Source organism: Microvirga arsenatis (assembly GCF_009910705.1).
Classification (GTDB): domain Bacteria; phylum Pseudomonadota; class Alphaproteobacteria; order Rhizobiales; family Beijerinckiaceae; genus Microvirga; species Microvirga arsenatis.
This window is the reverse complement of the sequence record NZ_JAAAXJ010000003.1, coordinates 467,443-493,872: the sequence shown is the minus strand read 5'-3', so window position 1 is coordinate 493,872 and position 26,430 is coordinate 467,443. Positions and strand designations below refer to the sequence as shown.

26 protein-coding genes and 1 pseudogene are annotated in these 26,430 nt (G+C 65.4%); 7 read left to right on the top strand and 20 right to left on the bottom strand.

The window, feature by feature from the left end:
- Positions 1-11: 11 nt before the first annotated feature.
- Complete coding sequence (locus tag GR303_RS08445; protein WP_161722388.1) at positions 12-347, bottom strand: ArsR/SmtB family transcription factor; 336 nt, start codon at positions 345-347, stop codon at positions 12-14.
- A gap of 138 nt (positions 348-485) precedes the next feature.
- Here GR303_RS08445 and GR303_RS08440 point away from each other — a divergent pair, with 138 nt between their 5' ends.
- From GR303_RS08440 to GR303_RS08430, 3 genes are all read left to right on the top strand, one after another.
- Complete coding sequence (locus GR303_RS08440) at positions 486-944, top strand: hypothetical protein (RefSeq protein ID WP_161722389.1); 459 nt, start codon at positions 486-488, stop codon at positions 942-944.
- Positions 945-1,099: 155 nt separating this feature from the next.
- Positions 1,100-1,336: a hypothetical protein gene (locus GR303_RS08435; protein ID WP_161722390.1), complete on the top strand. Its 237-nt coding sequence runs from the start codon at positions 1,100-1,102 to the stop codon at positions 1,334-1,336.
- A 23-nt stretch (positions 1,337-1,359) separates the two neighbouring features.
- Entirely contained in the window at positions 1,360-1,797 is a 438-nt protein-coding gene (locus GR303_RS08430; RefSeq protein WP_161722391.1) for a Spy/CpxP family protein refolding chaperone, read from the top strand.
- A 278-nt stretch (positions 1,798-2,075) separates the two neighbouring features.
- On the opposite strand, the gene GR303_RS08425 is transcribed toward GR303_RS08430, so the two are convergent.
- From GR303_RS08425 to GR303_RS08410, 4 genes are all read right to left on the bottom strand, one after another.
- A complete protein-coding gene (locus GR303_RS08425) occupies positions 2,076-2,375 on the bottom strand; it encodes a hypothetical protein (RefSeq protein ID WP_161722392.1) in 300 nt (99 codons plus the stop codon).
- A 95-nt stretch (positions 2,376-2,470) separates the two neighbouring features.
- Positions 2,471-2,788: a c-type cytochrome gene (locus GR303_RS08420; RefSeq protein WP_161722393.1), complete on the bottom strand. Its 318-nt coding sequence runs from the start codon at positions 2,786-2,788 to the stop codon at positions 2,471-2,473.
- Complete coding sequence (locus GR303_RS08415; protein WP_161722394.1) at positions 2,785-3,192, bottom strand: hypothetical protein; 408 nt, start codon at positions 3,190-3,192, stop codon at positions 2,785-2,787. Before GR303_RS08415 ends, GR303_RS08420 begins: the two co-directional genes overlap by 4 nt.
- 129 nt (positions 3,193-3,321) lie before the next feature.
- Complete coding sequence (locus GR303_RS08410; protein WP_161722395.1) at positions 3,322-4,917, bottom strand: MBL fold metallo-hydrolase; 1,596 nt, start codon at positions 4,915-4,917, stop codon at positions 3,322-3,324.
- A gap of 193 nt (positions 4,918-5,110) precedes the next feature.
- On the opposite strand from GR303_RS08410, the gene GR303_RS25305 reads away from it, so the two are divergent.
- A complete protein-coding gene (locus tag GR303_RS25305; protein ID WP_343038413.1) occupies positions 5,111-5,395 on the top strand; it encodes a hypothetical protein in 285 nt (94 codons plus the stop codon).
- Positions 5,392-5,718, top strand: coding sequence for a DUF1003 domain-containing protein (locus tag GR303_RS25300; protein WP_343231989.1), 327 nt, complete (start codon positions 5,392-5,394; stop codon positions 5,716-5,718). The genes GR303_RS25305 and GR303_RS25300 overlap by 4 nt, the downstream gene beginning before the upstream one ends.
- Before the next feature lie 39 nt (positions 5,719-5,757).
- On the opposite strand, the gene GR303_RS08400 is transcribed toward GR303_RS25300, so the two are convergent.
- The 4 genes from GR303_RS08400 to GR303_RS08385 all read right to left on the bottom strand — a co-directional run bounded on the left by GR303_RS08400 (position 5,758) and on the right by GR303_RS08385 (position 11,825).
- The gene (locus tag GR303_RS08400; RefSeq protein ID WP_459076686.1) at positions 5,758-7,548 is read right to left on the bottom strand and encodes a heavy metal translocating P-type ATPase; all 1,791 of its coding nucleotides are present in this window, start codon (positions 7,546-7,548) and stop codon (positions 5,758-5,760) included.
- Positions 7,549-7,782: 234 nt separating this feature from the next.
- Positions 7,783-8,367 carry an NAD(P)H-dependent oxidoreductase gene (locus tag GR303_RS08395; protein ID WP_161722396.1) on the bottom strand — a complete coding sequence of 195 codons (585 nt, stop codon included), beginning with the start codon at positions 8,365-8,367 and terminating at the stop codon, positions 7,783-7,785.
- On the bottom strand, positions 8,364-10,958 hold the full coding sequence (locus tag GR303_RS08390; protein WP_161722397.1) for a cation-translocating P-type ATPase: 2,595 nt from the start codon (positions 10,956-10,958) through the stop codon (positions 8,364-8,366). The genes GR303_RS08395 and GR303_RS08390 overlap by 4 nt, the downstream gene beginning before the upstream one ends.
- Positions 10,959-10,991: 33 nt before the next feature.
- Positions 10,992-11,825 carry a universal stress protein gene (locus GR303_RS08385; protein WP_161722398.1) on the bottom strand — a complete coding sequence of 278 codons (834 nt, stop codon included), beginning with the start codon at positions 11,823-11,825 and terminating at the stop codon, positions 10,992-10,994.
- A gap of 277 nt (positions 11,826-12,102) precedes the next feature.
- On the opposite strand from GR303_RS08385, the gene GR303_RS08380 reads away from it, so the two are divergent.
- Positions 12,103-13,872, top strand: a complete 1,770-nt coding sequence (locus tag GR303_RS08380) for a PHA/PHB synthase family protein (protein ID WP_161722399.1) — start codon at positions 12,103-12,105, stop codon at positions 13,870-13,872.
- Positions 13,873-13,896: 24 nt separating this feature from the next.
- Here the strand turns inward: GR303_RS08380 and GR303_RS08375 are convergent, their stop codons facing one another.
- The 5 genes and pseudogenes from GR303_RS08375 to GR303_RS25405 all read right to left on the bottom strand — a co-directional run.
- Positions 13,897-14,970 carry an NAD(P)-dependent alcohol dehydrogenase gene (locus tag GR303_RS08375; RefSeq protein ID WP_161722400.1) on the bottom strand — a complete coding sequence of 358 codons (1,074 nt, stop codon included), beginning with the start codon at positions 14,968-14,970 and terminating at the stop codon, positions 13,897-13,899.
- Positions 14,971-15,158: 188 nt separating this feature from the next.
- A complete protein-coding gene (locus GR303_RS08370; protein WP_343038414.1) occupies positions 15,159-15,794 on the bottom strand; it encodes an Hsp20/alpha crystallin family protein in 636 nt (211 codons plus the stop codon).
- A 306-nt stretch (positions 15,795-16,100) separates the two neighbouring features.
- Positions 16,101-16,835, bottom strand: a complete 735-nt coding sequence (scpB, locus tag GR303_RS08365; protein ID WP_343038415.1) for an SMC-Scp complex subunit ScpB — start codon at positions 16,833-16,835, stop codon at positions 16,101-16,103.
- A gap of 2 nt (positions 16,836-16,837) precedes the next feature.
- Positions 16,838-17,041, bottom strand: a complete 204-nt coding sequence (locus GR303_RS25130) for a DUF1403 family protein (protein WP_425487097.1) — start codon at positions 17,039-17,041, stop codon at positions 16,838-16,840.
- 170 nt (positions 17,042-17,211) lie between these two features.
- A pseudogene (locus GR303_RS25405) lies at positions 17,212-17,613 on the bottom strand (DUF1403 family protein); the annotation flags it as partial.
- A 1,027-nt stretch (positions 17,614-18,640) separates the two neighbouring features.
- Here GR303_RS25405 and GR303_RS08350 point away from each other — a divergent pair.
- The gene (locus GR303_RS08350; RefSeq protein WP_161722402.1) at positions 18,641-19,180 is read left to right on the top strand and encodes a hypothetical protein; all 540 of its coding nucleotides are present in this window, start codon (positions 18,641-18,643) and stop codon (positions 19,178-19,180) included.
- Positions 19,181-19,234: 54 nt separating this feature from the next.
- On the opposite strand, the gene GR303_RS08345 is transcribed toward GR303_RS08350, so the two are convergent.
- The 6 genes from GR303_RS08345 to gpt form a co-directional block, all read right to left on the bottom strand.
- Positions 19,235-19,417, bottom strand: a complete 183-nt coding sequence (locus GR303_RS08345) for a WGR domain-containing protein (protein ID WP_281351463.1) — start codon at positions 19,415-19,417, stop codon at positions 19,235-19,237.
- A gap of 196 nt (positions 19,418-19,613) precedes the next feature.
- A complete protein-coding gene (locus GR303_RS08340) occupies positions 19,614-20,096 on the bottom strand; it encodes a hypothetical protein (protein ID WP_161722404.1) in 483 nt (160 codons plus the stop codon).
- 2 nt (positions 20,097-20,098) lie between these two features.
- Complete coding sequence (locus GR303_RS08335; protein ID WP_161722405.1) at positions 20,099-22,552, bottom strand: site-specific integrase; 2,454 nt, start codon at positions 22,550-22,552, stop codon at positions 20,099-20,101.
- Position 22,553: 1 nt separating this feature from the next.
- Positions 22,554-24,425, bottom strand: coding sequence for a hypothetical protein (locus tag GR303_RS08330; RefSeq protein WP_161722406.1), 1,872 nt, complete (start codon positions 24,423-24,425; stop codon positions 22,554-22,556).
- 172 nt (positions 24,426-24,597) lie between these two features.
- The gene (locus tag GR303_RS08325; RefSeq protein ID WP_343038416.1) at positions 24,598-25,899 is read right to left on the bottom strand and encodes an AMP-binding protein; all 1,302 of its coding nucleotides are present in this window, start codon (positions 25,897-25,899) and stop codon (positions 24,598-24,600) included.
- Positions 25,900-25,917: 18 nt separating this feature from the next.
- The gene (gene gpt / locus GR303_RS08320; protein ID WP_161722407.1) at positions 25,918-26,424 is read right to left on the bottom strand and encodes a xanthine phosphoribosyltransferase; all 507 of its coding nucleotides are present in this window, start codon (positions 26,422-26,424) and stop codon (positions 25,918-25,920) included.
- Positions 26,425-26,430 lie beyond the last annotated feature (6 nt).

The following is a 26,430-nucleotide window of genomic DNA, read 5'->3' as shown; positions in this document are numbered from 1 at the left end:
GCGACCTCCGATCAGCGGGACTTGCTGGCCTTGGCTGGCTTGCAATAGAGCTCGTAGAGCGTAGCGAAGAGTTGCTCGACGCGGGGATCGGCGATGCGGTACCAGATCGTCTGGCTTTCGCGCCGGGTGGCGACGATGCCCTCGTCGCGCATCTTGGCGAGGTGCTGCGACAGGGCCGATTGCGACAGCCCCACCGCCTCGGTGAGCGTGGTGACGTTGGCCTCGCCCCATTCGACCAGCTTGCACAGGATCATCAGCCGGCGCTCGTTGGCGAGCGCCCGCAGGACATCGGCAACCTCGGTCGCCTTCTGTTCGAATGTTTCGAGGTCGAGTTCCACAGCGGGCATAGGCGCACCTACGTTCATGAGGTTTATCTAATTTAGCATATTCTCATGGATATGCAAGGGCGGGCATGCAGCCCAGCCCACCGTGTGGAACCGGCCCGCCAACGCCCCGTTGCCCCTGTTGTTGCAGGAAGCTGAACCATGGTTGCAGGCACCGTCGACCGCGTTCCCAGGCACACCAGCCAGGAAATCAACCGTCAGATCAAGATGCAGATTGCCGAGAGCGTCCGCTGGCATGCGGCCCATCCCGAGGGGATCGACCGCCGGCTGCACGAGCTCGATCAGGAGTGGGATGTCGAACGGACCTTGGAGGCCAACGCCTCGACCCTGGCCTTCACCGGCGTGATGCTCGGGGCGACCTTGGACAAGCACTGGCTCGCCCTGCCGGCTCTGGTGACCGCCTTCCTGTTCCAGCACGCGGTGCAGGGCTGGTGCCCACCTCTGCCGATCCTGCGGCGGCTCGGCTTCCGCACCGCCCACGAGATCGAGACGGAGCGGTATGCGCTTAAGGCGCTGCGGGGCGACTTCGGCCCCATCGAGCCGGGCCCGCATGACCACGACAGCCGGGCCAGCCACGCCATGCAGGCCGCGCGTCTCTAGGCGGCTCGACGTCAGCCCGGAGGCCACCGTGCAGTGGCAGTGATTGAGACAACGGAAGCATGGCAGTCCTGGGTGGCGCCCACCGCCTTTGAGTGAAGCGCGCACCGCGGATGCTTCCTGATGCGAGTGACCGGTTTCAACTTGGAGAGCCTGCCATGAAGACATACCTTGTCGCCGCCATTCTGATCGCCGTCACCGGCCCCACTCTGGCTCAAACTTCCGGTGACCAACACCATCCCGGCGGGGCCTCCGTTGCACAAGCCCAGGCGACGCCTCCCGCACAGACCCAAACGCCAACGGCCCAGCCCGGGGCACGAATGCCGATGGGGCAGATGATGCAGGGCCAGGGCATGCCCGGCGCGCCAGGATGGGCGGCCCCGGCCGGGGCATGATAGGCCGGTTCTCGCCCGAGGACATGAGCGCCTTCATCGACGCCCACATCGCCGCGATCCAAGCCGGTCTGAAGCTCTCAGCCGATCAGGAAAAGCTGTGGCCACCCGTCGAGACCGCGATCCGGAACCTTGCCACTCTCCACGCTAGCCACATGCAGGCCATGCGCCAGGCCCTTGGAATGATGGCGACCGACCCGGTTGGCCTGCTCCGCGCCATGGCTGACCGGATGAGCCAGGGATCGGAGGCCATGCGCAGGCTCGCGGATGCCGCCTCGCCGCTCTACGCCACGCTCGACGAGGCTCAGAAGCGACGATTGCAGGTCCTCGTCCGGATGGGCGGCTGCGGCATGAAGGGGCAAGGAATGGGTCCGGGAATGATGAGCCCGGGCGGTGCCATGATGCCCGGCGGGTCCGGCGACGATGATGATGACGACAACGGCGACAGCCGGGATAGTCGCTGACTATTGAACCCAGGCAGAGGGTTCGCTTAGGACGGGCTCGACACGCCCCGAGCCGTGAGCCCATGAGTGCCGGTGGGACGGGCAATGGCCCGTCCGCACTGTGACGTCACTTCAGCAGGTATTTCACAAGCGCGGCAATCCTCAGGACAACCAGGATGAGGACGAGAAGCGCGATCAGATTCATCCCGCCCATGCCCCAGCTCATGCCGTGCATCATCGGAGTTCCCCCACCCTTGGACCACTCCGCCGACCGGATGCCACTATATGGGTTGCGGCACCTACATCTGCGGGGGTGAACCTGTAAGGGCGAGCTTGGCAAGCCCGGATGCGGTCCCGCGGACCTCGTCGTCCGCGTAATCGGCGGCATTCACCTGGGCAGGCGACACGGAGGGCTCCGAGAGCCGATCCCCGTCGATTGCGAAGTTGTAGACGCGTCCGTCGGGTGTGAAGGTCAGCACAAGATTGTCGCCGTCGCGCTCCAGGCGGAAGTCGTCGGCCTTTGTTGTCACCTTCTTGAAGGCCGCCTCTGCCGCCTTCAAAGGATCGCTGGGGCGGCGCCCTCCAGGTGGTCTCGACATGTTTTCCTCCCTACGGACTGCTGGTTTTCAGGTGGTTCATACTGGCACCGGCGCCTCGTCTACGACAACTTTTTTAGTAACCTCAAGTTCTCACCCTATCCCTGGATGGATTGCAGGTAGGCGAGCAGATCATTAATTTGGGCCGGATCGAGCTCGAACTGAGGCATCGAGGGATGACCCGTGGTGATGCCCTCGGCGAAAGCCTCGGCCAAGCCCTCAATCGGATAAAGGGTATGAAGCGTTCGGAACGGCGGCGCCTCGGGAATGGGGCTGTCGCCGAAGTGGCCGATGGCATGGCATTGGGAGCAGTTGGTCTGCGCAAAGGTGAGCCCGCGCTGCACGCGTCCCGATTGGGCCATCACGGCCGATGAGCCAAGGGCCAGTGCGGTGCAAAGGAGAGCGAGCCGCTTCATTGTCGGTGCCCCTCTGCTCTGGCAGGCTCGGCCAGCTTCACGGAGACCACCTGGAAGGTATGGGGCTTCTCGTCGTCAACCTGGATGGTGATGTATTCACCTTCAGCGAAGCGATGCTGGTGGAGGCGATAGCCTGCCTCCTCATCACCCGGATGACCCTGGTTGTAATCGATCATCCAGGTTGCCCCGCCGGCCCCACCTGGGCGGTGGACCAGAATACCATGCTGCTCCCCCGCACCGGCCCAGAAGCGGCGAACCCGGCAATAGGCCCGCTTGTCCGCCCACTCCTCCTGGTTCAGATGCCCCTGGGCATCGAGAGGCGCGGTGATTTCGTAGCCGTAGCGCGGGCTGCCCTCCGGAAACTCCCTGCTGCGGGCCAGATGAAGCGTAATGTGGTAGAGCATGTCTCCCTCCCAGGTTCAGGGCGCGTCTCAAGCGAACCTCGCCATTGTGGCAAAGCTTAGAGGCACGGCCCCCGACAGCCTTGATCCCGATCAAATCGGGCCGGACCGGAACGGGAAAGATGGCAGGCTTTACTCCTTGTAGCCGTTTTTCAAGGCATCCCTGATACGCCGGATGATGACCCCCTTCGCCTTTCTGTCAGCGGCGGCCTCAATGGCCCCGTTGATGTCGAGAAGCAGCTCCGCGTAGTCATTGTGCCAGTCCCGGTGTCCGGCGCTTGAGCCAGACAGCCGCGGTTCGGGGCGGTCCATGCGCACGGGGCGCGCGCCGCTCAGATCGTAGAGATCGTCAATCTCGGGGATGAGCGCATCCGGCGCCTGCTCCACCTCATCCAGTGACGCTTGCAACGCTTTCAAGGCCGGATCCTCTCCGTGGACTAGGAAAACGCCCCGGCGAACGGGGAGGCGCTCGGAAAGCCACGTCTTCAGCTCCGGCCCGTCCGCATGACCTGAGTAGAGGTCGAGCGTCTTCATCCGTGCGCGGACCTTGATCTCCTCGCCATGGATCCGGACCTTCGACGCACCGTCCTGAAGAATCCGCCCAAGGGTGCCCTGCGCCTGGAAGCCAACGAAGAGGACAGTCGCCTCGTCCTTCCAGAGCCACGCCTTCAGGTGGTGCCGGATCCGGCCCGCCTCGCACATGCCGCTGGCTGCGATGATAATGTGGAAGCTGTGGATGCGGTCGATGGATTTGCTCTGCTCGACTGTTTCCGTGAAGCGCACCCATCGAGACTCAAGCGCCTGCACCAGGTCGCCGCCGTTCCTGAGCTCTCCGGCATGTCGCTTGAAGATGGTGCTGGCCTTCGAGGCGAGCGGAGAGTCGATGAAGATGGGAATATCCGGCAGCTCGCCCGCTTCCATCAGCTCCATGAGGTCGACGAGCAGTTCCTGCGTTCGCTCCACCGCGAAGGACGGTATGAGCAGAACCCCGCTCGGGCGCATCGCGCCCCGCACCTCGTCCCGCAGCACCCGCCGTCGGCGCTCGATGGTGGTGCCGGCCCGGTCGGTGTCGCCATAGGTCGATTCAAGGATCACGTAATCGAGGTCGTGCGGTCCGTCCGGATCGGGCTGTAGGAGCTTCTGATCCGGGCCGATATCGCCGGAGAACAGGAGGCGGGTCGGTCTTTCGGTATCGCTGGACGTCACCTCCATCTCGATAGAGGCCGAGCCCAAGAGATGTCCGGCGTTCCAGTAGCGGGCTCGGAAGCCGGGAGCCACATCCTGCCATTGGCCGTAAGCCACGGGGCGGAACTGCCTGAGAGACGCGATGGCGTCCTCCTCCGTGTAGATCGGGGACACCCTATCCCGCCCGCGTCGGCTGTTGCGCCGGTTCAGCTGATCGACCTCCATCTCCTGGATGTAGCCGGAATCCGGAAGCATGATCGAGGCGAGGTCGGCCGTGCCGCCCGTTGCATAGATCGGACCGTCGAAGCCAGCCTTCACCAGCTTCGGTACAAGGCCGCTATGGTCGATATGCGCATGGGTGAGGCAGAGCGCATCGATGCCGGCCGCGCGGAAGGGGAAGTGCTGGTAGTTGAGCTCCCGCTCAGTCTTTGAGCCTTGGAACATTCCGCAATCGATTAGGATACGGGCGGCGTCCGTCTCAAGCAGAAAGCAGGAGCCGGTCACGGTCCGGGCGGCACCATAGAAGTGAAGGCGAAGCGACAAAGGGACCTCCTGGGTACAAGGAACGATCAGGCAGGGCGATGGCACCTTGGTACACCACCGTCGAGCGGCTAAGTTTGATCCATGCCAAACCAGTGGAAATGACGATCATGACATCCCATCCGGCGTCGTCCAGCCCGGTCTCCCAATCACGGGCCAAGCTTACTCCCAAAGGGACTCTCTCCTGATTGAGCAGTTGCGCCCAGCTCTCGCGGACAGGATCAGGCAGGACCATCCGGCACTCGATGCCCAGAGCTGTATCAGTCGGGCAGCCGTCGACCGGTACCGCTTGCGTTATGTCGAAGAACTCCTGCGCCAGGAACGCGGCGAACTCACCAGGCTCGACAAGGAAGTGGCGCGCAGTCTTGCGGAGGGTCTCACCGTCACAGAGAACGTCGAGGACAACTACGACGAGAACCGCACGTTGGGCGAGCGCCTGTCTGAGGGCTTGCCACGTTCGGCGGGAGTTGGCCGTTCCTGATATTTTTCGCCCTGGGTCTGGGAGCTTGGATCGGCATCAACGCGGCGCGAGGGCCTGAGGCCTTTGACCCACACCCCTACATCCTTCTCAACCTCGTTCTGTCCTGCATCGCCGCCGTTCAGGCTCCCATCATCATGATGAACCAGAGGCGTCAGGAGGCAAAGGATCGACTGCGCTCGCGGAACGACTATCAGGTCAACCTGAAGGCGGAACTCGAAATCCGGCACCTGCACGAAAAGGTGGACCATCTCATCAACCGGCAGTGGGAGCGCCTCGCCGAAATCCAGGAGATGCAGATCGAACTCCTTCAGGAGCGCCGATAAGCCAATCACCGCGTCCCGGAGGAGCCGGGCGCATCGTGATCACGACGGCTCAGGTCCCCACAGCGCCCGCAGCGCGTTCAGGATCATGGCCACGTCGATGGCCTCCTGGATGAGAGCTCCCTGCACCGGCGTCAGATAGCCCAACCCGGCGGCCATCATCCCAACGACCGACAGGCTGATCCCCACATAGACGCTCTGGAACGCGATGTGCCTGGACCGGCGAGCGGCCCGGATCGCCACTGGTATCTTATCGAGCTGATCGAACAGCAGGACCACATCGGCTGCTTCGGCCGACGCGGCGGCACCCTTTGCGCCCATGGCGACGCCAAGGTCAGCAGCAGCAAGAGCCGGAGCATCGTTGACGCCGTCACCGATCATCATCACGGGCCCGTGCCGCTTCTCATCCTGCACGATGGCGATCTTCCGGTCTGGCGTGAGTTCGGCATGGACCGAGTCGAGGTGCAATCCGACTGTCACGGCCTCCGCCACGTCGCGGCGGTCGCCGGATGCCAGCGTGATCCGGGCAATCCCCAGCCGGCGAAGGCTGTCGATCACCCGGGCGGCTTCCGAGCGTAAGGGGTCTGCCAGGATCAGGAGCCCGGCGGGCTCCCCATCGGCCGCCACGGCCACCACAACCGAGCCCACGGGATAGTAGCCGTCGGCCACCGCCCCGGCGTTCGGAACGCGCTGCGAGACAAACCGGACACCGCCCACGACCACGCGCCGGCCGTCGACGTTCCCTTCCAGCCCCTCGCCCGGGATCTCTTCGATTGCTGTAGGACGCTGGAGGTCGAGTCCCCAGGCCTGCGCCTCCAAAACGAGGGCCCGGGCGATGACGTGCTTCGATGCCTGATCAAGCGACGCCGCGAGCTGGAGGAGTTCTTCGGGCGACAGCCCCGCCCTAGGGCGGATCTCGACTATCCGCGCCCGCCCGTGCGTGAGGGTGCCTGTCTTGTCGATCACTAGGGCCTTCACCCGAGCGAGCGTCTCCAGTGCCCTCCCGCCCTTCACAAGCACCCCGGCCTTCGCGGCGCGTGACACTCCTGAGACAATGGCCACGGGCACAGCAAGGATAAGGGGACATGGGGTGGCGACGACGAGAACGGCCAGGGCTCGGATCGGATCGCCACTCCACAGCCAAGCACCGCCGGCGAGCATCACGGTCAGTGCGAGGAACGCCATGGCGAACCGGTCGGCGAGCCGCGTCATGGGAGCCTTTGAGGCTTGCGCGGCTTCGATCAGACGGACGATGCCGGCATAGGTGCTCTCAGCAGCGCGGTGCGTGGCCGAAAGGTCGAAAGCATCGCCGACATTGGTCACGCCGCTCATGACTGGCTCGCCGACTCTCTTCTGGACAGGAACCGACTCGCCCGTCAGCGCCGACTGATCCAGAACAGCCATCCCAGCGACAACAAGTCCATCCACGGGCACGACGTCACCCTGGCGGACCAGCAGGCGGTCCTCCGGCGCGATGGCATCGAGGGGGACCTCCTCAAGCCTGCCGTCCCGCTGTCGGATCGCAGTCCGCGGCACACGGGCGAGTAGCGCCGTCATCTCGCGGTTGGCGCGCCGCTCGGCAAAGCTCTCCAGGTACTGCCCGCCGGCGTACATCAGGGCGACGACAACGGCGGCGAGGTGCTCCCCGAACATGAGCGCCCCGGTCATGGAGAGGGCGGCAACGATGTCGAGGCCGACATCCCCGCGCCGCAGAGTGGCAACGATCTCGATCAGCAATGCACTCAGGACCGGGAGGGTCGCCGCGGCCCAGATCGTCCCGGCCCAGTGCCCGCTTCCGACAATGCGCACTCCGAAGCCCAGGATCAGCCCCATTGCGGGCAGGATGACCAGGATGGGGCGGATGACCCCGTGAAGCTCCTGCAGCGAAGGGATCCTCGGCACGCGGAGGAACCGAGGTCGCGGCGAGGCTGACAGGCTGGCTTTCTCAACACCAGGCATCATCGGGTCCAGCTGGGGCGCAAGGATTGTCGCCCCTTGCAGGGTCTGCATCAACCGTTGCCGATCTGCACGTCAGCAGACCGGTAAAGCCAAAAGCCCACGCAATAGTCACCGAGCCCTCTTGCCGAGGCTGCGCATCGCATCGAGCCAGGCCATCCGTTTACTGTCGCTCATGCCCTCGATCATCCCGACGAGCGTGTGCCGGTTCGGGCCGATGCCAACCAAGGACAGGATGCTGCGCTTCAGACTCCTGAGGCTGTGCGCGCCGAAGTACCACCGATAGACGAAGGCGGGCATGCCCATCGTGATGACGATCCGGGACGAGCGCCCCTTGAGGGCGGTCTTCCAGCTCGCCTTGGAGCCGCCCCCACCCGTCATGAAGGCCGGGCGGAACGCCTGTTCCATGAACCCCTTCAGGAGTGCGGGCATCCCTCCAAGCCACAGAGGGTAGATGATGACGAGGTGCTCGGCCCACGCCATGGTGCGCTGGGCCTCCGCGATGACGGATGGCGGCGGGCCGCTGTCCCAATCGGCTTTCGAGCGCAACAGCGGGAAGTCGAGGTCGGCAACCGGGATGGACCGGACTTGGTGGCCGCCGGCGGAAGCCCCTTCAGCGTACGCCTCGGCGAGCGCGTGGCCGAAATGCCCGCCGCCGGACGTGGGGTGGCCCTGGATAATGACGATGCGTGTCATGCCGATGTCCGTTGCTCGTTGCTTGATGCCCCTGCGGACCGGAACCGCTTGGCCAAGCCGAACCAGCCCCCGGCCAGAACTGCAATGGTCACAGTTATCGCCATCCATGACAGGCTCGGGGATGAAACGCGCAGAATGCTGGCCAGCGGCGGAACGTAAAGGACCATGGCGACGATGACGGCGGCCCCGGCGCCGATCCCCCAGAAAGCGAGCCTCCTCCTGTCAAAGACGGAAGTTCCCGGCTCCGCAGCGTCGGCGAGTGCAAGCACCAGGTTTCCGAGCACCAAGGCGACAAACGCCGCAGCCCGCGCCTCCACCTCCGGAAGGCCAGTATTCAGCGTCCACACATAGAGGCCGAAGACGGCCCCGAGAACGACGGCACCCTGGAGGAGCCCGAGCACGATCTGGGAGGTGCCGAAGAGCGGCTCGGTGGCGGGACGGGGCGGCTGCTCCATCGCATGCCGCTCGCTGGGTTCCCCCTCGAACACGAGCGAGCAGACGGGATCGATCACGAGCTCCAGCAGGATCACGTGCATCGGATACAGGATCGGCGGCAGACCCATCAGGATGGGCAGCAGGGCGAGCCCGGCGATAGGCACATGGATCGCGGTCACATAGGTGAGCGCCTTGCGCAGGTTCGCGAAGATGCGCCGCCCGAGACGCACACCCCCGATGATCGAGGGAAACCGGTCATCGAGGAGCACGATGTCGGCGGCCTCCCGGGCGACATCGGTGCCCCGCTGCCCCATGGCGATGCCAATGTGCGCGGCCTCAAGCGCCGGCGCGTCATTGACGCCGTCTCCGGTCATGGCAACGACCGCGCCATTGGCCTTCAAGGCCTCGACCAGCGCGAGCTTCTGCTCCGGCATGATGCGCGCAAACACCCGGATCCGCCGCGCGAGCTCCCGCAGTCCTTCCGGATCGAGCTCGGCGACCTCCCTGCCGGTGAGCACGCCCGCACTTGTGTCGATCCCGGCCTGGCGGGCGATCTCCAAAGCTGTGGCGGGGTAATCGCCCGTGATCATCGCAACGGTGATCCCGGCCCGCTTCGCCTCGGCGACGGCCTGCGGGACATCGGGCCGCACCGGATCCGCGAAGCCGATCAACCCCTCGAAGGTGAAAGCCAGAGCTTCGGGAGCGGTTGCGCTGTCCCGGGTATCGCGCGCGGATGCCACGCCCAGCACCCGCAGGCCGCGGCCTGCCAGGTCGGCAACGACCCTGTCCATTGCCGCGCGTTGGTCATCCTCCATGCGGCAGAGCCGGAGAATAGCCTCTGGGGCGCCCTTCGCGGCATAGAGGACGCCGCCCTGCGGATCCGCCCAGACCTGGATGAACGCGAGAAGCTCGGGACGGAGCGGATAGGTGCGCAGCGGGGCCCCGGTTCCATCCAGCTCCGTCGGCGGTTGCGCCCTCACCTCATGGATGGCCTTGTCCATGGGATCGACGGGGCGGACGGCGGACGCGAGCAGCGCCGTCCGCAGCGGCTCCATGGCGGCGCAAAGCTCGCCGCTGTCCCGGAGATCCTGAGCCTTGCCGTCGCGCCAGACCGTTGTGAGCGCCATCCGGTTTTCCGTCAGCGTACCGGTCTTGTCGACGCACAGGAAGGTGGCCGCCCCGAGCGTCTCGATCACGGCGGCACGGCGCACCAGCACGTTGTGCCGGGCAAGCCGAAAGGCCCCAAGCGCCATGAAGATCGCCAGCACCATCGGGAACTCTTCCGGCAGCAGCGCAATAGCCAGCGTGATCCCGGATAGCATGCCTCCAATCCAGTCGCCTCGCAGTACGCCATAGGTCACGGCGACGATGGCGCAGAACCCTAGCGCGAGAGCGCCGAGTTTGGTGATGAGCGCGCCAGTCGTTTTCTGCAGCAGCGTCGGCTCGTCCTCAATGGCGGCCAGCGAGGCGCCGATGCGCCCCAGCCGGGTCGCGGCACCTGTACGCATGAGGTGGACCATGCCCTGCCCACGCACATTCAGGGTACCGGCGAACAGGTACGGCGTGTCGTCTCCTCCAGGTTCGGGATCGGTCGCCTTACCCGCCCCATCTGGCGTGGGACGCTTGGACACTGGCACCGACTCGCCCGTGAGGGCGGACTCGTCGACTGTCAGCGCATCGCCGGCGAGCAGGATGCCATCGGCGGGCAGACGTTCCCCCTCTCCAACGAGGACGAGATCGCCCGGCACGAGATCGCGCGCCGGGATGCGCCGCTCGGCCCCGCCCCGGATCACCCGGGCGTACGGCTCCGCGAGTTCTCGCAGGGCTGCCAAGGCTTGTTCGCTCCTCGCCTCCTGCAGCACGACCAGCCCGATGGTCACGAGGGCGCCGGCCATCATGAACAGGCCCTCGCCGATATCGCCGAGCACCAAGTAAAGCCCCGCCGCGGCAAGGAGGAGCAGAAACATGGGCTCGTGCAGGATCCCGCGGACGATGTCGATCAGTCCGCGGGGGCGCCTCCCCGCGACAGCATTGGGCCCATGCCGGGCAAGCCGGCGCTGCGCCTCGGCCTCGTCGAGACCGGTCAGGCTCGCAGGCGTGCCGGCCGCGGTGTCCGCCTCATTGCCGTTCGATGCGACACGCGTCTGCACCAGCATGTCCTGCCCTCCAGGCGATTGGCATGGCCCGCTTTAATGAGCCACCAGCAGCGGACTGTCCGCTGCGGAGAGGATGTCTCGCGTCGCTCCGCCGAACACCTGCTCCCTGAAACGGGTATGGCCGTACCCTCCCATGATGATGAGATCCGCGGACACGCTGCGGGCCTCGTCGAGGATGACGTCGGCGACGCGGCGATCCTGGCTTTCGGCGGTTTCGACCTCCGCGATCACGCCATGGCGGGCGAGGTGGTCCTCCACCTCCATCCAGGGCCTAGTGTCCGGCGGAGGATCCACGACGAGGACGACAGTGCGCCCCGCTTGCTCGATGAAGGGCAAGCCTTCGCGCAGGGCGCGGGCGGCCTCGCGGCTGCCGTTCCAGGCCACCAGCACGGTCTGGATCGGCCCCCGACGATGACGGCCGGGCGGCACGAGCAGGAGCGCGCGTCCGCTGCCGAAGAGAACCGCCTCGACGAGATCCGTCCAGTCGGGTGTCTCGGTCCCGCCATTGGGCCGGGTGGCTAGGAAGAGATCGGCGCAGCGGGCCTGCTCCACCACCTTCGCCGAGAGGGTGCCGTAGGTCCCATCGAGCCGGCGCAGCTCGCTCGGCACTTGCAGGCTGGCCAGCCGCTCGGTCAGGCGCTTGGCGGTGGTGTCGCCGTCCTGGCGCGCCTTATCGTCAAGCTCGGTCAGCACCTGCATCGCCGCCGCGCCGCCGTCCATCGGCATGGCGATGGTGAGGTCGGGCAGCAGGTTGGTGAAGATGCCGATGAGAGGGGCCCGCCCGGCGGACGCGATGGCCTGCCCGTGCTCCAGCCGGATCTCGTCCTCGAGGCTTCCGTCGAGATGCACCATGATGTCCTTGATCATCACTCTCTCCCTCTGTGGGCCCGGACACAGCCGTTGTGCCGAAGCAGCTATCGATCATCATGTGGTCGAAATCGGGGTGAATGCTTTGATCTGGCGCAATTTGCCTGAGCTCGTCCGGGGATAGTGTCCGATGGCCCACTTCCTGCGGCACACAGGGCAAGACCCGGAGGCTGCGATGCCGTCCCACCCATCTGCCACTCTTGCCACCAGACGTGCGCCGAGGGCCCGGGGCACCCCAGCGCCGGGGCAGAAGCCAGATCGGCGTTCCTCTCCCACCATGCCCGCGCCTATCCCCCTGGCCGAGCAATCGGTCAACGCCCAGCTTCACCACTTCTGGGACACCCTCGATCACGCCGCCCATGCGGGCTTGGCGCACCTCACCGGCGGCCTTTCGCTCGCGGCGCTCGCTGCTGCCTACATGGACTGGGCCGCCCACCTTGCCATCTCGCCCGGCAAGCAGGTCGAGCTTGCCACAAAGGCAGCCCGCCAGTGGACGCGCTTGGCGCAGTTGGCCTCCCGTTGCGGCCTGGACGGAAGCCCCTGCGAACCGTGCATCGAGCCGCTGCCCCAGGACCGCCGGTTCGGCGGAGATGAGTGGCAGCAATGGCCGTTCAACATCATCCACCAGGCCTTCCTGCTGCAGCAGCAATGGTGGCACGACGCGACGACCGATATCGACGGGGTCACTAAGCAGCACGAGGCGGTGGTCGAGTTCATCTCGCGCCAGATCCTCGACATGGCATCACCTTCCAACTTCGTGGTGACCAATCCGGTCGTGCAGCGGCGCATCCTGGAAACGGGCGGCCAGAACCTCGTGCAGGGCCTGCGGAACCTCAAGGATGACTGGGACAGGATCGTCCGCTCGAAACCTCCGGCCGGCACGGAAGGCTTCCAGGTCGGCCGCGATGTGGCCGTGACACGCGGCGCGGTGATCTACCGTAACCGCCTCATCGAGCTGATCCAGTATGCCCCGAAGACTGACAAGGTCAGGCCAGAACCTATCCTGATCGTGCCCGCCTGGATCATGAAGTACTACATCCTCGACCTGTCCCCGGAGAACTCTCTCGTCCGGTACCTGACGGATCAAGGCTTCACGGTGTTCATCATCTCTTGGAAGAACCCGACCGCAGAGGATCGGGATCTCGGCATGGACGACTACCGCACGCTCGGGGTGATGGCCGCGCTCGATGCGGTCAGCGCCATCGTGCCGGACCGCAAGGTCCATGCCGTCGGCTACTGCCTCGGGGGCACGCTCCTGTCGATTGCCGCGGCCGCCATGGCGCGTGACGGGGACGAACGCCTAGAGACGGTGTCGCTGCTGGCGGCGCAGGCGGACTTCCGGGAGGCCGGAGAGCTCACCCTGTTCATCAACGAGAGCCAGGTCCACTTCCTGGAGGACCTGATGCGCAGCCAGGGCTATCTCGACACCCGGCAGATGGCTGGCGCATTCCAGCTCCTGCGCTCGAACGACCTCATCTGGTCGCGGCTCGTGCGGCACTACCTGATGGGCGAGCGCACGCCCCTGAACGACCTCATGGCCTGGAACGCCGACGCTACCCGCATGCCTTACCGCATGCACGCGGATTACCTGGAGCAACTCTTCCTCGACAACGATCTCGCCGAGGGCCGCTTCCGCGTCGACGGGCGTCCCGTTGCGGTCAGCGACATCCGGGCGCCGATCTTTTCCGTAGGGACGGAGCGCGATCACGTCGCGCCGTGGCGCTCGGCGTTCAAGATCCATCTTCTGGCCGACACCGACGTGACGTTCCTTCTCACAAAGGGAGGCCATAATGCCGGCATCGTGGCGAATCCGGACCGGCCGGGCGGGCGCTTCCAGATTTTGACGAAATCCGCCACGGACCACTACCTGGATCCGGACACCTGGACCAGGATCGCGCATTGGCATGAGGGCTCGTGGTGGCCGGAATGGGTCCGGTGGCTTGCCTCGCATTCCGGCAATCCGGTGGGCCCTCCCGCGCTCGGGGCGCCAACCCGTGGCTACCCTGCGCTGTGCGACGCCCCAGGCACGTATGTTCAGCAGACCTGATCCCTGATGAGCCTGCCGATGCGGTCACGGCGTGATCGCGACCTTGAGCACGCCGTCGCGCTGGTGGCCGAACAACTCGTAAGCCTCCTCGATCTGGTCGAGCTTGAAGCGGTGCGTTACCAGCGGGCGCGTGTCGACGCGTCCTGAAGCGATCACCTCCATCAGGCGCCGCATGCGCTCCTTGCCGCCCGGGCAGAGCGTGGTCCGGATAGTGTGGTCTCCAAGCCCGGCCAGGAAGCCGTCGAGGGGGATCCTGAGATCACCCGAATAGACACCGAGCGACGACAGCGTGCCGCCCGGCCGAAGCACGCGCAGCGACGCCTCGAAGGTTTGCTGGCGCCCGAGCGCCTCGATGGAAACGTCGACGCCGCGTCCATCGGTCAGGCGCCGGATCTCGTCGACGGGATCGGCCTTCGTGAAGTCGACCACGTGGTCCGCCCCCATCCGGCGCGCCATCTCCATGCGCTCGGGCACGCCCTCGACGGCGATGATTGTGGTCGCGCCCATCAGGCGGGCGCCGGCTGTGGCGCACAGGCCAATCGGCCCTTGAGCAAACACGGCCACCGTGTCGCCGATGCGGATGCGCCCACTCTCCGCACCGGAGAAGCCGGTGGACATGATGTCCGGGCACATCAGCACCTGCTCGTCGGTGAGCCCGTCCGGTACGGGAGCGAGGTTCGCCATGGCGTCGGGAACGAGCACGAATTCGGCCTGGCAGCCGTCGACGGTGTTGCCGAAGCGCCAGCCGCCCATCGGCTTCCAGCCATGCGTTGTGCCGGCCCCGTCCTGGGAATGGCAGCCGCACAGGCAGGCCGCGCTGTGCCCGCTAGGTGTGATGGCGCCGGCGATGACCCTCTGCCCCTCGCGGTAGCCTCGCACGGCCGAGCCGAGCTTCTCGATGATGCCGACCGGTTCATGGCCAATGGTGAGCCCTCGAGCCACCGGGTACTCGCCCTTGAGGATGTGAACGTCGGTGCCACAGATCGTTGTGGTGGTGATGCGGATGAGCGCATCGAGGGGACCGACATCCGGGATCGGCTTCTCATCCAAAACGATGCGGCCCGGCTCAACAAAGATGGCGGCTTTCATCCTGGGCATGGCGGTCCTCCCCGTTTAATTGAAGTGGGGTGTGTCGGCCTCTGGGTGCGCGATACGGATCATGGCGCAGTTGTCAGAAACCGACATTGACGCGGATCAAAAATATTCGAGGAGCCTCGCCTCCCCGTCGAGCAGGGTTGTTCCCGGCGTGGTCATAGGCGCCTGCCCGCCATCACGCGGGTCGACCTTCAGCCGGATCTCGTGTCGTCGGATTGCTCCTGTGTGCCGGTATTCTCCTGCTGGCCGCCCTCTGTCGCGGTGCCCTGACGGGTTGCGCCCCGGCCTTGCACCTGGATGCGGCGGGAACGCTCCTGCCGCCCGGTTTTCGGCACGATCACGGTCAGGACGCCGTTCTCGAAGCTGGCGCTCACCTGCTCGGAGTTAACGGCGTAGGGCAACCGCAATGAGCGTTGGAAGGTGCCGTAGGAGCACTCCACGAAGTGGAAGTTCTCCTTGTCGTCTTTGCGCTCGAACTTCTTCTCGCCCCGGATGGTGAGCACGTCATCATCGAGGCTGAAATCGATGTCCTGCTCGGTGACGCCGGGCAACTCCGCCGTGATGCGGATCTCCTTGTCCGTCTCCAACACGTTCATGCTGGCGTTGACGAAGCTGCCGACGTCGCCTTGGCTCTGGCCGCCGGGCGCCGCGGGCAGGCTGGCGCCACGGAAGACATCATCGAAAAGGCGGTTCATCTCACGATGCAGCGAGAGAAAGGGATCACCGGGAAACATGCCGCCACCGGGGCGGAAGGGGGTCATCGGATGGCGGGACATTGTGCGTTCCTCCTCATTAACCTGTGATCGTGGGTGCGAGGTGTCCTGCACCAGAAGGGCAACACAACTCGGACTGGATGATGGGGGATCCGGCATTTTCCGCCATGGGGAAGCCAACGCGAAAGCCCTCGATCCACCGGACAAAAAAATAGCCCTCCGTCAACCGACTTGGAATGGAGATTAGGTCTACATCCATCCATCACCTATCGCTGGGCCTGAAACATACAGGTCGCCTTCAAGCAGACTCAGCGGATCGATCAGGGGTCTGGAAGTGGGTCAGGTGCTGACACTTCCCGCCCGATTTGAGCGTCAGCTCGCGTTTCGTGAGCCGACCTGAGGATCCAGCATCCCGATGCCCTAGCGCTCCTGCCGTCGCCCGACACTGCACCTTACAGTTCGCTCAGAGCAGATCACTGTGCCCCTCAACCCGATCATCGCCAACCAGACCGAGCTCGCGGTCCAGAGCATCAGCCGGCTCGTTCGCTTCGGTAATGGGTTGCAATAGGCCTGCCTCTTCGAGCGCTTCAATATCCGGCAGACCGCGCAGGGACCCAAATCCGAAGACGGACAAAACTCCGACGTGGTGACATAAGTCAGAGGCGAGCCCGGTTCGGGCGAGCGCGGCCCGGCACCAATGAAGTCCAGCCGCTTGAGCCGGGCGATGACATCGCGGCTCACCTCCTTGCCGAACAGGCGCGACAGCTCTTTGCGCGTGACCGGCTGCAGATACCCGATTGCCGTGACGACGAGACGCTCGGTTGAACTCAGGTCGCGGTCCGCCGAACCGGCTTGCGGCTGCTGGACCACCCGAATGGCATCGGCGTAGCGCGGTCGCGTGCGATGGTGCCAGCCGCCGGCGACGAAGACCAGCTCGAACGGCCGCGCCTGCAACTCATGCTGAATGTCGGCGATCACATCGTCGAGCCGGCAGGCGCGTCCGACAAGGCGGCTCAGGACCTCGCGCGGCACCGGTTCCGGCGAGGCGAAAATGACCGCTTCGACGCGCCCCATCCATTCCCGCCAGCGGATCTCGGGCGGGAGGTGATCCAGTTCCGGATCGAACGGCAGGTCGGGGGGGCCGGATTGCGCCATGTTCAGAGTCCGTAAAGGCGGAAGGTCGGACGACCGGTGAGTTCCCGCACGGCTCCGAGGGCGGTCAAGCGCTCGAGGAAACGGCGGGCGGCGCGATCCGATCCGATCCCGGCCAGACGGACGGGGGCGACGGCATCGTCGGCGAGCAGCAGGGCGGCCCCGTCCTCGCGCCCACGGGACCTGACGCGCGTGATGACCTGCTGCAACTGGGCGGCGCGGCGCAGCAGCTCCCCGGCCCGTTCATAGGCCGCCGTCGCCGCCTGTCATAAGCCGCGCAGAAGAATGGGAGCCAGGCAGGGCTGTCCGGCGCGGGCCAGCGCCCCTCGCCGGCCGGGCGCAGGGAGGGATGGCGGATCGCCGTCGCCAGCAGCGGGATCGGTCGGGGCCAGCCGAGATGAGCGGCCAGAACCAGATCGGCGATCATCCAGGCCACGATCTCGCGCTCGCGGGATGGGCCTGCACCGGACCGGATCACCCGGCCCGCGGCCGCCGCGGCGGCCGCCACGGGAAAGCTCCCCGGCTCGGAAGCGCGGACAGCAAAGGCCTCGGTCGTCGGGATACCGACGTCCAGCAGGGAGGCCAGGTGGGCCACGGACGTCGCATCGGTGCGAGTCGGCTGTTCGGCCATGCGGCGCCACGCCCGGTGCAGGCGCCCGGTCGGCCCGGGATCGTCGCCCGGCCGGGTCAGGTGCTCGAGATCACGGCGGCCGACAGGGCTTGCCGCATCCGCAAGGCGCCGAGGACGGGTGCATCGAGCCGCACGACCTGATCGAGCCAAGCGATGGCGCCGCCCGCCGCAAAGATGGCCTGTGCGGCGACGAGGACATGGGCGGGCTGGGGGCGCAGCCGACGGGGAAGCGGCGCAAGGCTCTCCGCAGGCGCTTGCGGGGGAGACGGCGCCGATCCGGATGGTTCAGAGAGAGGCGCAACCATGCGCCGGGGAGCGGCCGGAATCATGGATCGATCATATGCCTGACGGCGCTTTATCGTGCAAACGGGCGGTGAAAGCGCCGTGGGTGTCGTGAGCTTTTTATGTCCGATAATGCAATCTTATCGGACATAAAGCTGATACACTCGCGGGCCATGGCCCAGCATCCCCCGATTTCGCAGAAAATCCCTGCTCCCGCGCGCCTGACCGGCGATGGTGGTGAAGAAGACGTGGCTCCGAGCACCGCGCCCCCCCCGTCCAGCGCCGGCGTCGCGCAGGGCCCCCTCCCCTCTTCCCTCGGCGGACTGGCCGAGACGGCTCGGGACTATGCCAAACAGAAGGACAGCGCGAATACTGCCCGGGCCTATGCCTCCGATTAGCGCCATTTTGCAGGATGGTGCCGCCAGCGCGGCTTGTCCGCTGGACTGCCGCGATCTTGAGGCTGCGACGCCGGCCGATCCAGGTGGCTCCGCGAGCCCCGGTCGCGTCGGCGTCGTCGCGTGTGATCAGCGTTCTGTCGAGACAATCAGCATCATCAGCGGCTCAACCTCGTCGCTCAGGTCCCGCATCGCCGCGAGTTCGTCGGCGGTCGGAGGCACTCATCCATTGGTCGGATTCGCAGAATTGCCACGCCCTCGTTGTCCTACCCAGTCCCGCCAAAGACAGATGCCTCTTCGGAGCGCCGTGGAAAATTTCGGCCGATTGGAAGAACAACGACCGGCAATTGCGTCTAACGCCGCGGCGGCCTACTCGTTCCGCTTGCCAGCGGAGTTCAGCCTGCGGCCAATGGCAGATCGGCAGCCACCATCCATCATGCTAGTGGCTTTGGCGTCGCGGCGATCGTGGCCGCGGGGAGCTCAGTTGAGAGGAGACGAGCATGTCCCTTCAGAGTGTGGCAGATAGGGTCGAGTATGCCCTTTTAATGATCAAAAATTCAGAGGATGCATGTAGGTTCGAGGGCGGCCTCTGGTACCATGCGATTGCGGTGCTCAACGGCTTTTATGCGATTCGCGAAGAACTCAAGAACAGTACAGCGAACACTCCAGACAGGGCCCTCTCAGACGCTGTTAAGGCATGGCGCAACCTCAATGGCAGCAAGCTCAACAGCTTCTTCGGAAGGGCCCGCGACACTGCAACCCATCAAGGCGCGATCACAACCTGCAACCATACCGAATGGGAAGTCGACATCTGGCACGACACATCTTTTCCGGAGAAATACGCCCGCATCACCGTGAAGGATTCGACGATCGTGAACATGCGCGGCGACGAGTTCCTAGCGCTCGCGCATGAGGCGTTTTCATTCCTGAAAGCCGGAATCGTCGAGATCGAAGCGGACTATAAGGCGCAGGGCGGCGCCAATGAGCTTCTCGACAAGCCCGAGGACCTATCATCGATCTTTGGTGATGAGGAGCTCTAGGCGGAGCTGCCTGTTCATTCGTGTACGGTGTCCCCGGCTCTGTCTGCGCCGGAGCTAGGCCTCGATGGCTTCGGCGGCCCCGCTCTCGTTTGAATGGGATCCGATCTTTCGCTGTCCGGCCGTGCCGATGCGGCACCACTCGCGGAGCAGGGCCCCGTCGCCAGAAAGGCTCTGCCAAATCGAGAGGACGTGGAGCCGGGCCATCTTGGCGCTTGGATTGCGGCGGTCGAGGGTCAGCTATTTGGCCCTGTCGTGAGGCATACCCCAACCAGGGCTATGAGCGCTTCTCGGAAGGGCCGAGACGCTGCTCTACCGTGCCATAAGACAGCTTTGTTTCGGCGTCTCACCCGCGAAGATGAACGACCATTGCTCACCAGCCGCTTTGGTTAGAGGCTTCGGCGGCGCCTCTGCCGCCGCGCCGTCAATCCTGAACCTATCGAGGGGACTTGGGCGACGTCGCTGCGACAGGCGGCAGGACCGGCAATTTATGCGCCCTCGCCAAATCCTCCAGGAGAACAATCCGGCGCTCACGCTGGTCGAGGAGGCCGATCAAGGAGGCGTTCTGGGCCCGAAGGGCATCGTTCTCGCGCCGCAGGACCGCCAGCGTGGCCTCTAGGTCGCCCAGCCGCCCACGCTTGGACTTCCTCAGCCGCAGCTCGATGTTTCGTAGCGCCTGCTGGTAGCGTTCGGTGAGGTCCGGATACTTCCCGACGTTCGGCCGGTCGATCAGGGGGTCGGACCACTGGGCGAGGCTCCCGTCGGGCCCTCCCCAACGGCGCAGCGCCGCATGGGTCTTGGGAACTTCGCTGCCCTCCGGCACCCCTTCTGCCGCCCAACCTTCCAGGATCTCGACCTTGGCCCGGAACGCCTCCAGGACCCGGCGCTGTTTCTCCTCGGGTGACTCGCTCCTGCCCATGGTCACCCCCGGTGCTTTCCGTGCACGGCCGCCTTCGCGGCGGCGATTTTCGCCTTGAGCGAATCGAGCTTGGCCTTCGCCGCCACGCGGCTTGGCTCCGTGGGCGCCTTCTCGGCGGCGGCGGCGATCTGGTCGACCCTGCGGTTGATGACCGTCACGTTCTCGCCGAACGCGACGCAATGGCGGCATGCGAGGCAATCCTCCGTCGACGCGAACGCGTAGTCCGGCCGGTAGTCGCCGTCCGGGCCCGCCTCCCCTGCCTTTTTGCGGAGGCAGACGGCGTCCGCCAGGTCGGACGGGTCGCCGGGCCGGCAGCCGCAGTGAGTGTGCCGGCCTGGATGCGGCTCGATGTACCGGTTGGGAGCGGCGTCGCGCAGCAGCCGGACCAGCGCCTCGCGTTCCCGGTCCGGCGACAGGTTCGAGCGGCCGCTGATCAGCACGGAGCGACGCGCGCTCTCGATCATTTTTTCCAACTCGTCATAGAGCGCCGCCGCGCCGAAGCCGATGGGGCTCTCGGCCCCATCGTACATGTCCAGGACGCGCTCGACGAAGGCGTCCTGGCGCACGTCTTCGTGCTCGCGCGCCCGCTCTTCAAGGCTGATCATAGCCGCCCGGGCCGACGTGAGGACGGCGTCCTGACCTGGCTGCTCCATCTCCTCCGCGCTTCTCAGGCGTGCGTCGATCACCTCCCGCAGCCGCGTCAGCGTGCCGGGGATGGCCTCCGTGATGTACAGCCGGGTCATCTCGGGGTCGAAGTGCAGCAGGAAGCGGCTCAACGCGTCGAGCGAGGAAAAGCGGTTTCCGTGATAGTAATAGACGGAGAAGGCGCGGCGCAGCTGGTGCGGCGCGAATTTCCAGTCAACACCGTCCTTCGACTCGCTCGCCCCGACCACCTCTGCGAAGTCGTTCAACGTGAAGCGGAGGGCGGTCTCGATGTAGACGCGGCCCTGGTCCTCGTCGCTGACGTGCGTCAACGACGGCCTGTGGATCTTCACCAGCCAGTTCTTGCCGGTGCGCTCCCGTGCCGACTCGCTGAGTTCCTCCAGCAGCCGGACGGCCACGGCCACCATGGCGGGGACGGGGATCTGCTCGATGTCCCTGATCGTCTTCTCGATGTAGCTCGACAGCCACCAGTTTCCGAACGGGTCCTTCACGGTGCAGCCGGCCTGGAGGCTGCGCACCTCGTCCCGTCGACGTGCTGACAGCCCGGCGATCAGGACCAGGCACGCGGTGACCAAATGGCCGAGCGCCTCCTCCAGCATCATGCCGTCTGCATAGGCGGGACTGTTGCGTCCAGTCCGCCGCCATTGCGGCACGAGGCGCGGGACGCCCGGTCGGTTGGGCGGGAGGTGCTCGGCGATGATCGCCTCGACGGCTTGCCGGAACGCCGCCATCCTCTTCTTCTGCTTGCGGATGTTGCTCGGATCGCCCTGCACCTCGCGCGCCAGCCTGCAGATCGTCAGGATGGGACCGGAGTAATCGAGGACCCATCGGGCCGCACCATCAAGCAGGGCCAGCCATTGCTCAGGTCGTGGGGTTCCGGTTCGCCCTTCCCCCACGCCGGGCGTCCGGCCTATTTGGCGGGCCCGTGTGACAAGGCTCACCTTCTCAAAAGGGTCGAAGGTGATTGGGTCGTGCGGGAGGAGGCCGATGTCGGAGAGATAGGCCAGCCTCTTCCAGGCGGTCAGCGCCTGCGTCGCCACGCTTACGGAGGGCTGCGGCGACCTGGAATCACCATCCAGATCCTCCGGTTCTCGCGGACCAGAGTCTCCCGCTTGACTGAAATAGATTTTAGGATTCGTGCGTCCGATGAGGGACGTGATACGCGGGTGCATCCACGGCGAGATGAGCATCTGCCGGGGGATCCCGAGCCACGCCGCCAACGCTTCAAAATCAATTCGCTGGGTGGATTGGTGGAAGTATGTGGGCCACGACCATTGCCGGCTTTGGAGTTGCGCCTCAAGCTGGCGGAGCCGGTCCTCCATCGGGACGAGGGCGACCACCCCCTGCCGCAGGCGATCACAGTAATCGTCGAACAAGGACGGAGTGATCTGCTGCATATTTGTAAGACCGAGCGCCAGCCTCCAGCGTACGATCCAGAACACATGCCGGAGCTTTTCAGCGAGCGCCTTGGCAGTGTCCATGGTCATGTACTGGCCCCGCATGGCTTCGATCGCGATGATCTTCGCCGTGAGGAGGTCGCAAGCGAGTGGCTCGTGCGTGAGGAGAACGCCACCGAAGTCGACGGGTTGGGCGAAGTCCAAGGGAAGCTCAGGGTCGAGGACCTTGTCGGGGTCTTCACTCCGGATGATCCAGTAATTGTGGCGCAGGTCTGTCGCTTCCTCAGTGAACTCCTCGTTCGAGTCGAAACTCGGCTTGGTTGTGACCAGCCATTTGGGGCGGCCGTAACTCTCGAGCACCCGGTCGTGGTTGGCAAGGAAGAAGCCACTGGCCATCTTAGTCCTCCAGGCTCGGCAGCACGATCTGCTGGGATCTCAGCGCCAAGGATGCCCGCCGAGCGGCCTGCCAGTACCGCGGACCGAGGTGCTTGCGGAACAGCTCCCGGCCGATGGCCTTCGCCAGCGCCAGGAGCGGAAGGAACTCCAGCCTGAAGCGGGCGCGGTTCGGGTAATAGGCCTGCATTTCCCGCAGCTTCCGATGGATCAGGTAGAGTTCGCCGAGGCGCTCATCGTCCGGCTCGAAACGCAGCGCAGGAGGAGCCGGTCCCGCGTCGTCCGGGACCTCGTCGAGAAGACCAAGAGCCGCAGTGATGCCCGCCCTGTCGGCCGTTCGGCGCAGGCGCGCGAGGTCCGCCGCCGGCCTGTCGAGCTGCAGGGCGACATGCTCCTGATTTAGATCTCGGACTACGATCGCCTCCATAGCGTCTTGGAACTGCCGGATGCTGGCGTCCAGCTCCGCGTTCACCACCGGCGTGTTCAGGTAGTGCGGCATGAGCACCGACGAGCTGGCATGCCCCGCCGCCACCCTGACGGCATCGATCGAGCCGGTCTCTTGCCGCCGAATGATCAAGAAGGTTTTCCGAACAGCCTTGAAGTTGAAGCCGGGACGGGCCAGGACAGAGTTCTTCGGATAGACGTCGGCCTGGATCGCTCGCGTACCCGACGCATAGGTTCTCGGCTGGACGTTGCCATTGATGAAGATCCAGAACCGATCGCCGAAGAGGTCGTGTGAGAAATGCCCGAACTCAGCTCTAAGGGCGTTTGCCATTCGCGTGTAGCGGTCGAGGACGTCCGCAGCCGAGAGCGCACTGCCGTCGCCCGCTGCTTCGAGACATGCGTATCCGTCAAGTTGGCGGGCGGGATCATAGGCCTCTATGGTTCGGTCCCAATGATCAAGGGCCGCGCGAAGCCTGCCTTCGTCCAGCTGATGGTTCTCGCCGAGGAATGCCAGGACATGGTGCCCGGCCCGCCTCTTGAAGCTTTCGATAAAGGACGGCGCGGCAACATACGAGCCTTCAGCGGAGCGGAAGACGAAAGGATCCCGGGCGAGGTCCCGCGCGGGCTGGATGTTCCAGCCGGTATCGCAGATCAGGACGCCCAGAGCGCCGATCATCGCGGGGGCCAATGGCCCGAAGCAGCCGCGGTAGGCCATATTCATCACCGCGACTTGGTCCCACATTCCTGCCGTATCGAAATGTCCGGCTTGGGACCATAATGCTGGGTCGCGGGGCAGGACGTATTCGGCGACTCGCCGCGGAAGCTTGAAGGAGCCGGTCTCGCGAATATGATCCCGGAAGATCAGGAGCCCGTTGCGCAAGGTCTCGCGCGCTTGTGGATCTTGGTCCGGCATAGGCGGGTCGCCTCGGATGAGGCTCTGGCCAAGGTTGAATAGTTCCTCGTAGTAGAGGAATAGCGAGACGAAGGACGAACGGACGAGCTCCATGGCGCGGCGCTCACGCTCGTACCCTTCGTAGCCTTCCAGCTCGGGCCAGTCGGCGGCTCCCAAGCTTGGGAACTCCTTGGTCGGAGGGGTGCCCACCCGGATCCATTTTCGGTTGAAATTCTCCGGAACACCGCGTACGCCCCGGTCCCTGAGGATTTCCAAGGCATGCCTGACCGAGTGGGCCCGGTGCATCCGGGTGCCTTCGGTGAGGTGGCTCTCCCCAGAAACCCTGTAGACGTCGCGCCACTGGTTGAGGACATCGACGAAAGCGCGCTCGTGTGACATGCCGTCGGGGAATAGGCTCTCGACGTCCTCGCCAGGCGCACCGGCAAAGCAGCGGCGAACCCGGTTGGCGAGGCTTTCTGGTTCCGCTTGAATGAGCCACTCGAGGAACGGAATGATCCCGTAGCGCTGAGCGTAGGTCATGTGAGAGACGGCCTCGACCATCTCCGGTCCAAAGCAGTCTTGCCACCGCACCGACGTGTCCATCATAACCGCCACAGCATTTCCTCCTGCAGTTGCGAGGGGAAATGCCGCGTGCCGCCAAGGCGCCTTCCTTCGCAGAAGGAAGCGTGACAGCCGGAAAAGCCTACGTCAACTAGGCTTTTAGCATTCCTTCGGTATTCGGAATATGCGCAAAGATTTTGGCAAAGCGCTTCGCCCTGCCCCGGATCGTGACGATGCCGTCATCGACGGTGACGATGTCGCCGGTGTCGTGCCAGCCGTCCACCGGCGGGCGGATGCCGCCCGGCGCCGACGGGTCGAGATAGCCCTTCATCACGTTGGGCCCGCGCACGTGCAGGCGCCCGCCCTCGTGGATGCCTTCGACAGGCTCGAGCCGCCACGCGATGCCCGGCAGGAAGGGCCCGACGGAGCCTGGACGGTTCGTGTCGGGCAGGTTGCAGGCGATGACCGGCGAGCATTCCGTAGCGCCGTATCCCTCCACGATGATCGTGCCGTGGCGGCTCCAGAGCTTGCGCGTCTCCTCCTTCACCCGCTCGGCTCCGGCGATCACGAAGCGCACGCTTGCCAGGTCGTCCTCCCCTGCAGCGCGGGCATAGCCCTGCAGGAAGGTGTCGGTCGCCAGCATCACCGTCGCGCGCGCTCCGGCCACGAGCTTCGGGATCTGGCGATAGTGCAGCGGGCTCGGATAGAGCACCGACTTCATGCCGTTGAGCAAAGCCGTCAAAAGGCCCGCCGTCAGGCCGAAGGAGTGGAAGATGGGCAGCGGGTTGAAGAAGACGTCGTCGTCCTTCAGCACGTCGCCCGCCAATGCTTTCACCTGATAGGCGTTGGCCACCAGGTTGGCGTTCGACAGCACCACGCCCTTCGGCACGCCCTCCGAGCCGGAGGTGAAGAGCAGCACGGCCGGATCGTCGGGCTGAAGCTTCGCGCCGGCATGGACGCGCCGCGCGATCCAGGAATCGACGAGGCCGCGCAGCTTGTCGAGGCTCGTCAGCCCAGCCCTGACATCCTCGAGCCACAGGATCCGCCGCCCCTCCCCGAGCGCCTCGACGAGGTCGTCGAGCTTGCCCTGCTCGACGAAGCGGCGGGAGGTGACGATGGTGCCGATCCCGGCCACCTCGCAGGCGGCCTTGAGGTTCTTGATGCCGGCCGTGAAATTGAGGAAGGCCGGCACGCGGCCGAAGGCGTTGAGCCCGAACAGGGTCACGGCGATCGCCTGCACGTTCGGCAGCAGCACGCCGACAGATTCCCGCTCCTTCGTCAGGCCTGCGAGCTTGCGCCCGAGCACGAGGGAGCCGAGGACGACACGCCCGAACGTGATCGGCTGGCGCTCCAGGTCCTCGAGAGCGACCTTGTTGCGGCCAAAGCGATCCCTGGCATCGAGAAGCGCGCCGAAGAGGGTCTTGCGCGTCCGCGCGATGTCGAACTCCGCCACGGGCGCGCTCCGTCCGGATCAGCCCGCCGCGCCTTCGCGGATCGGCGCCTGGTAGGCCAGGCCCATGTCCCAGGGGAAGTAGATCCAGGTGTCCTGGCTCACTTCCGTCACGAAGGTGTCGATGAGGGGACGACCGGCGGGCTTGGCATAGACGGCGGCGAAATGGGCGTTGGGGAGCATGTCGCGCACGATCTTGGCGGTCTTGCCGGTATCGGTCAGGTCGTCGATCACGAGAACGCCCTTGCCCGTCCCGTCGCCCAGCGCCTTGATGGCGGGGGAGATGTCCTTGAGCACCTGCAATTCGCCCTGGTTCTTGTAATCGTGATAGCTCGCGATGCACACGCTCTCGATCAGGCGGACATCGAGTTCGCGGGCCACGATGGCCGCCGGCACGAGGCCGCCGCGGGTGATGCAGACGATGGCCTCGAACGGGCCCGCGGAGGCCAGGCGCCATGCCAGGGCGCGGCAGTCGCGGTGGAACTGGTCCCAGGAGACAGGGAAGGCTTTGGGAGAGGTCGGAGACATCGGTTG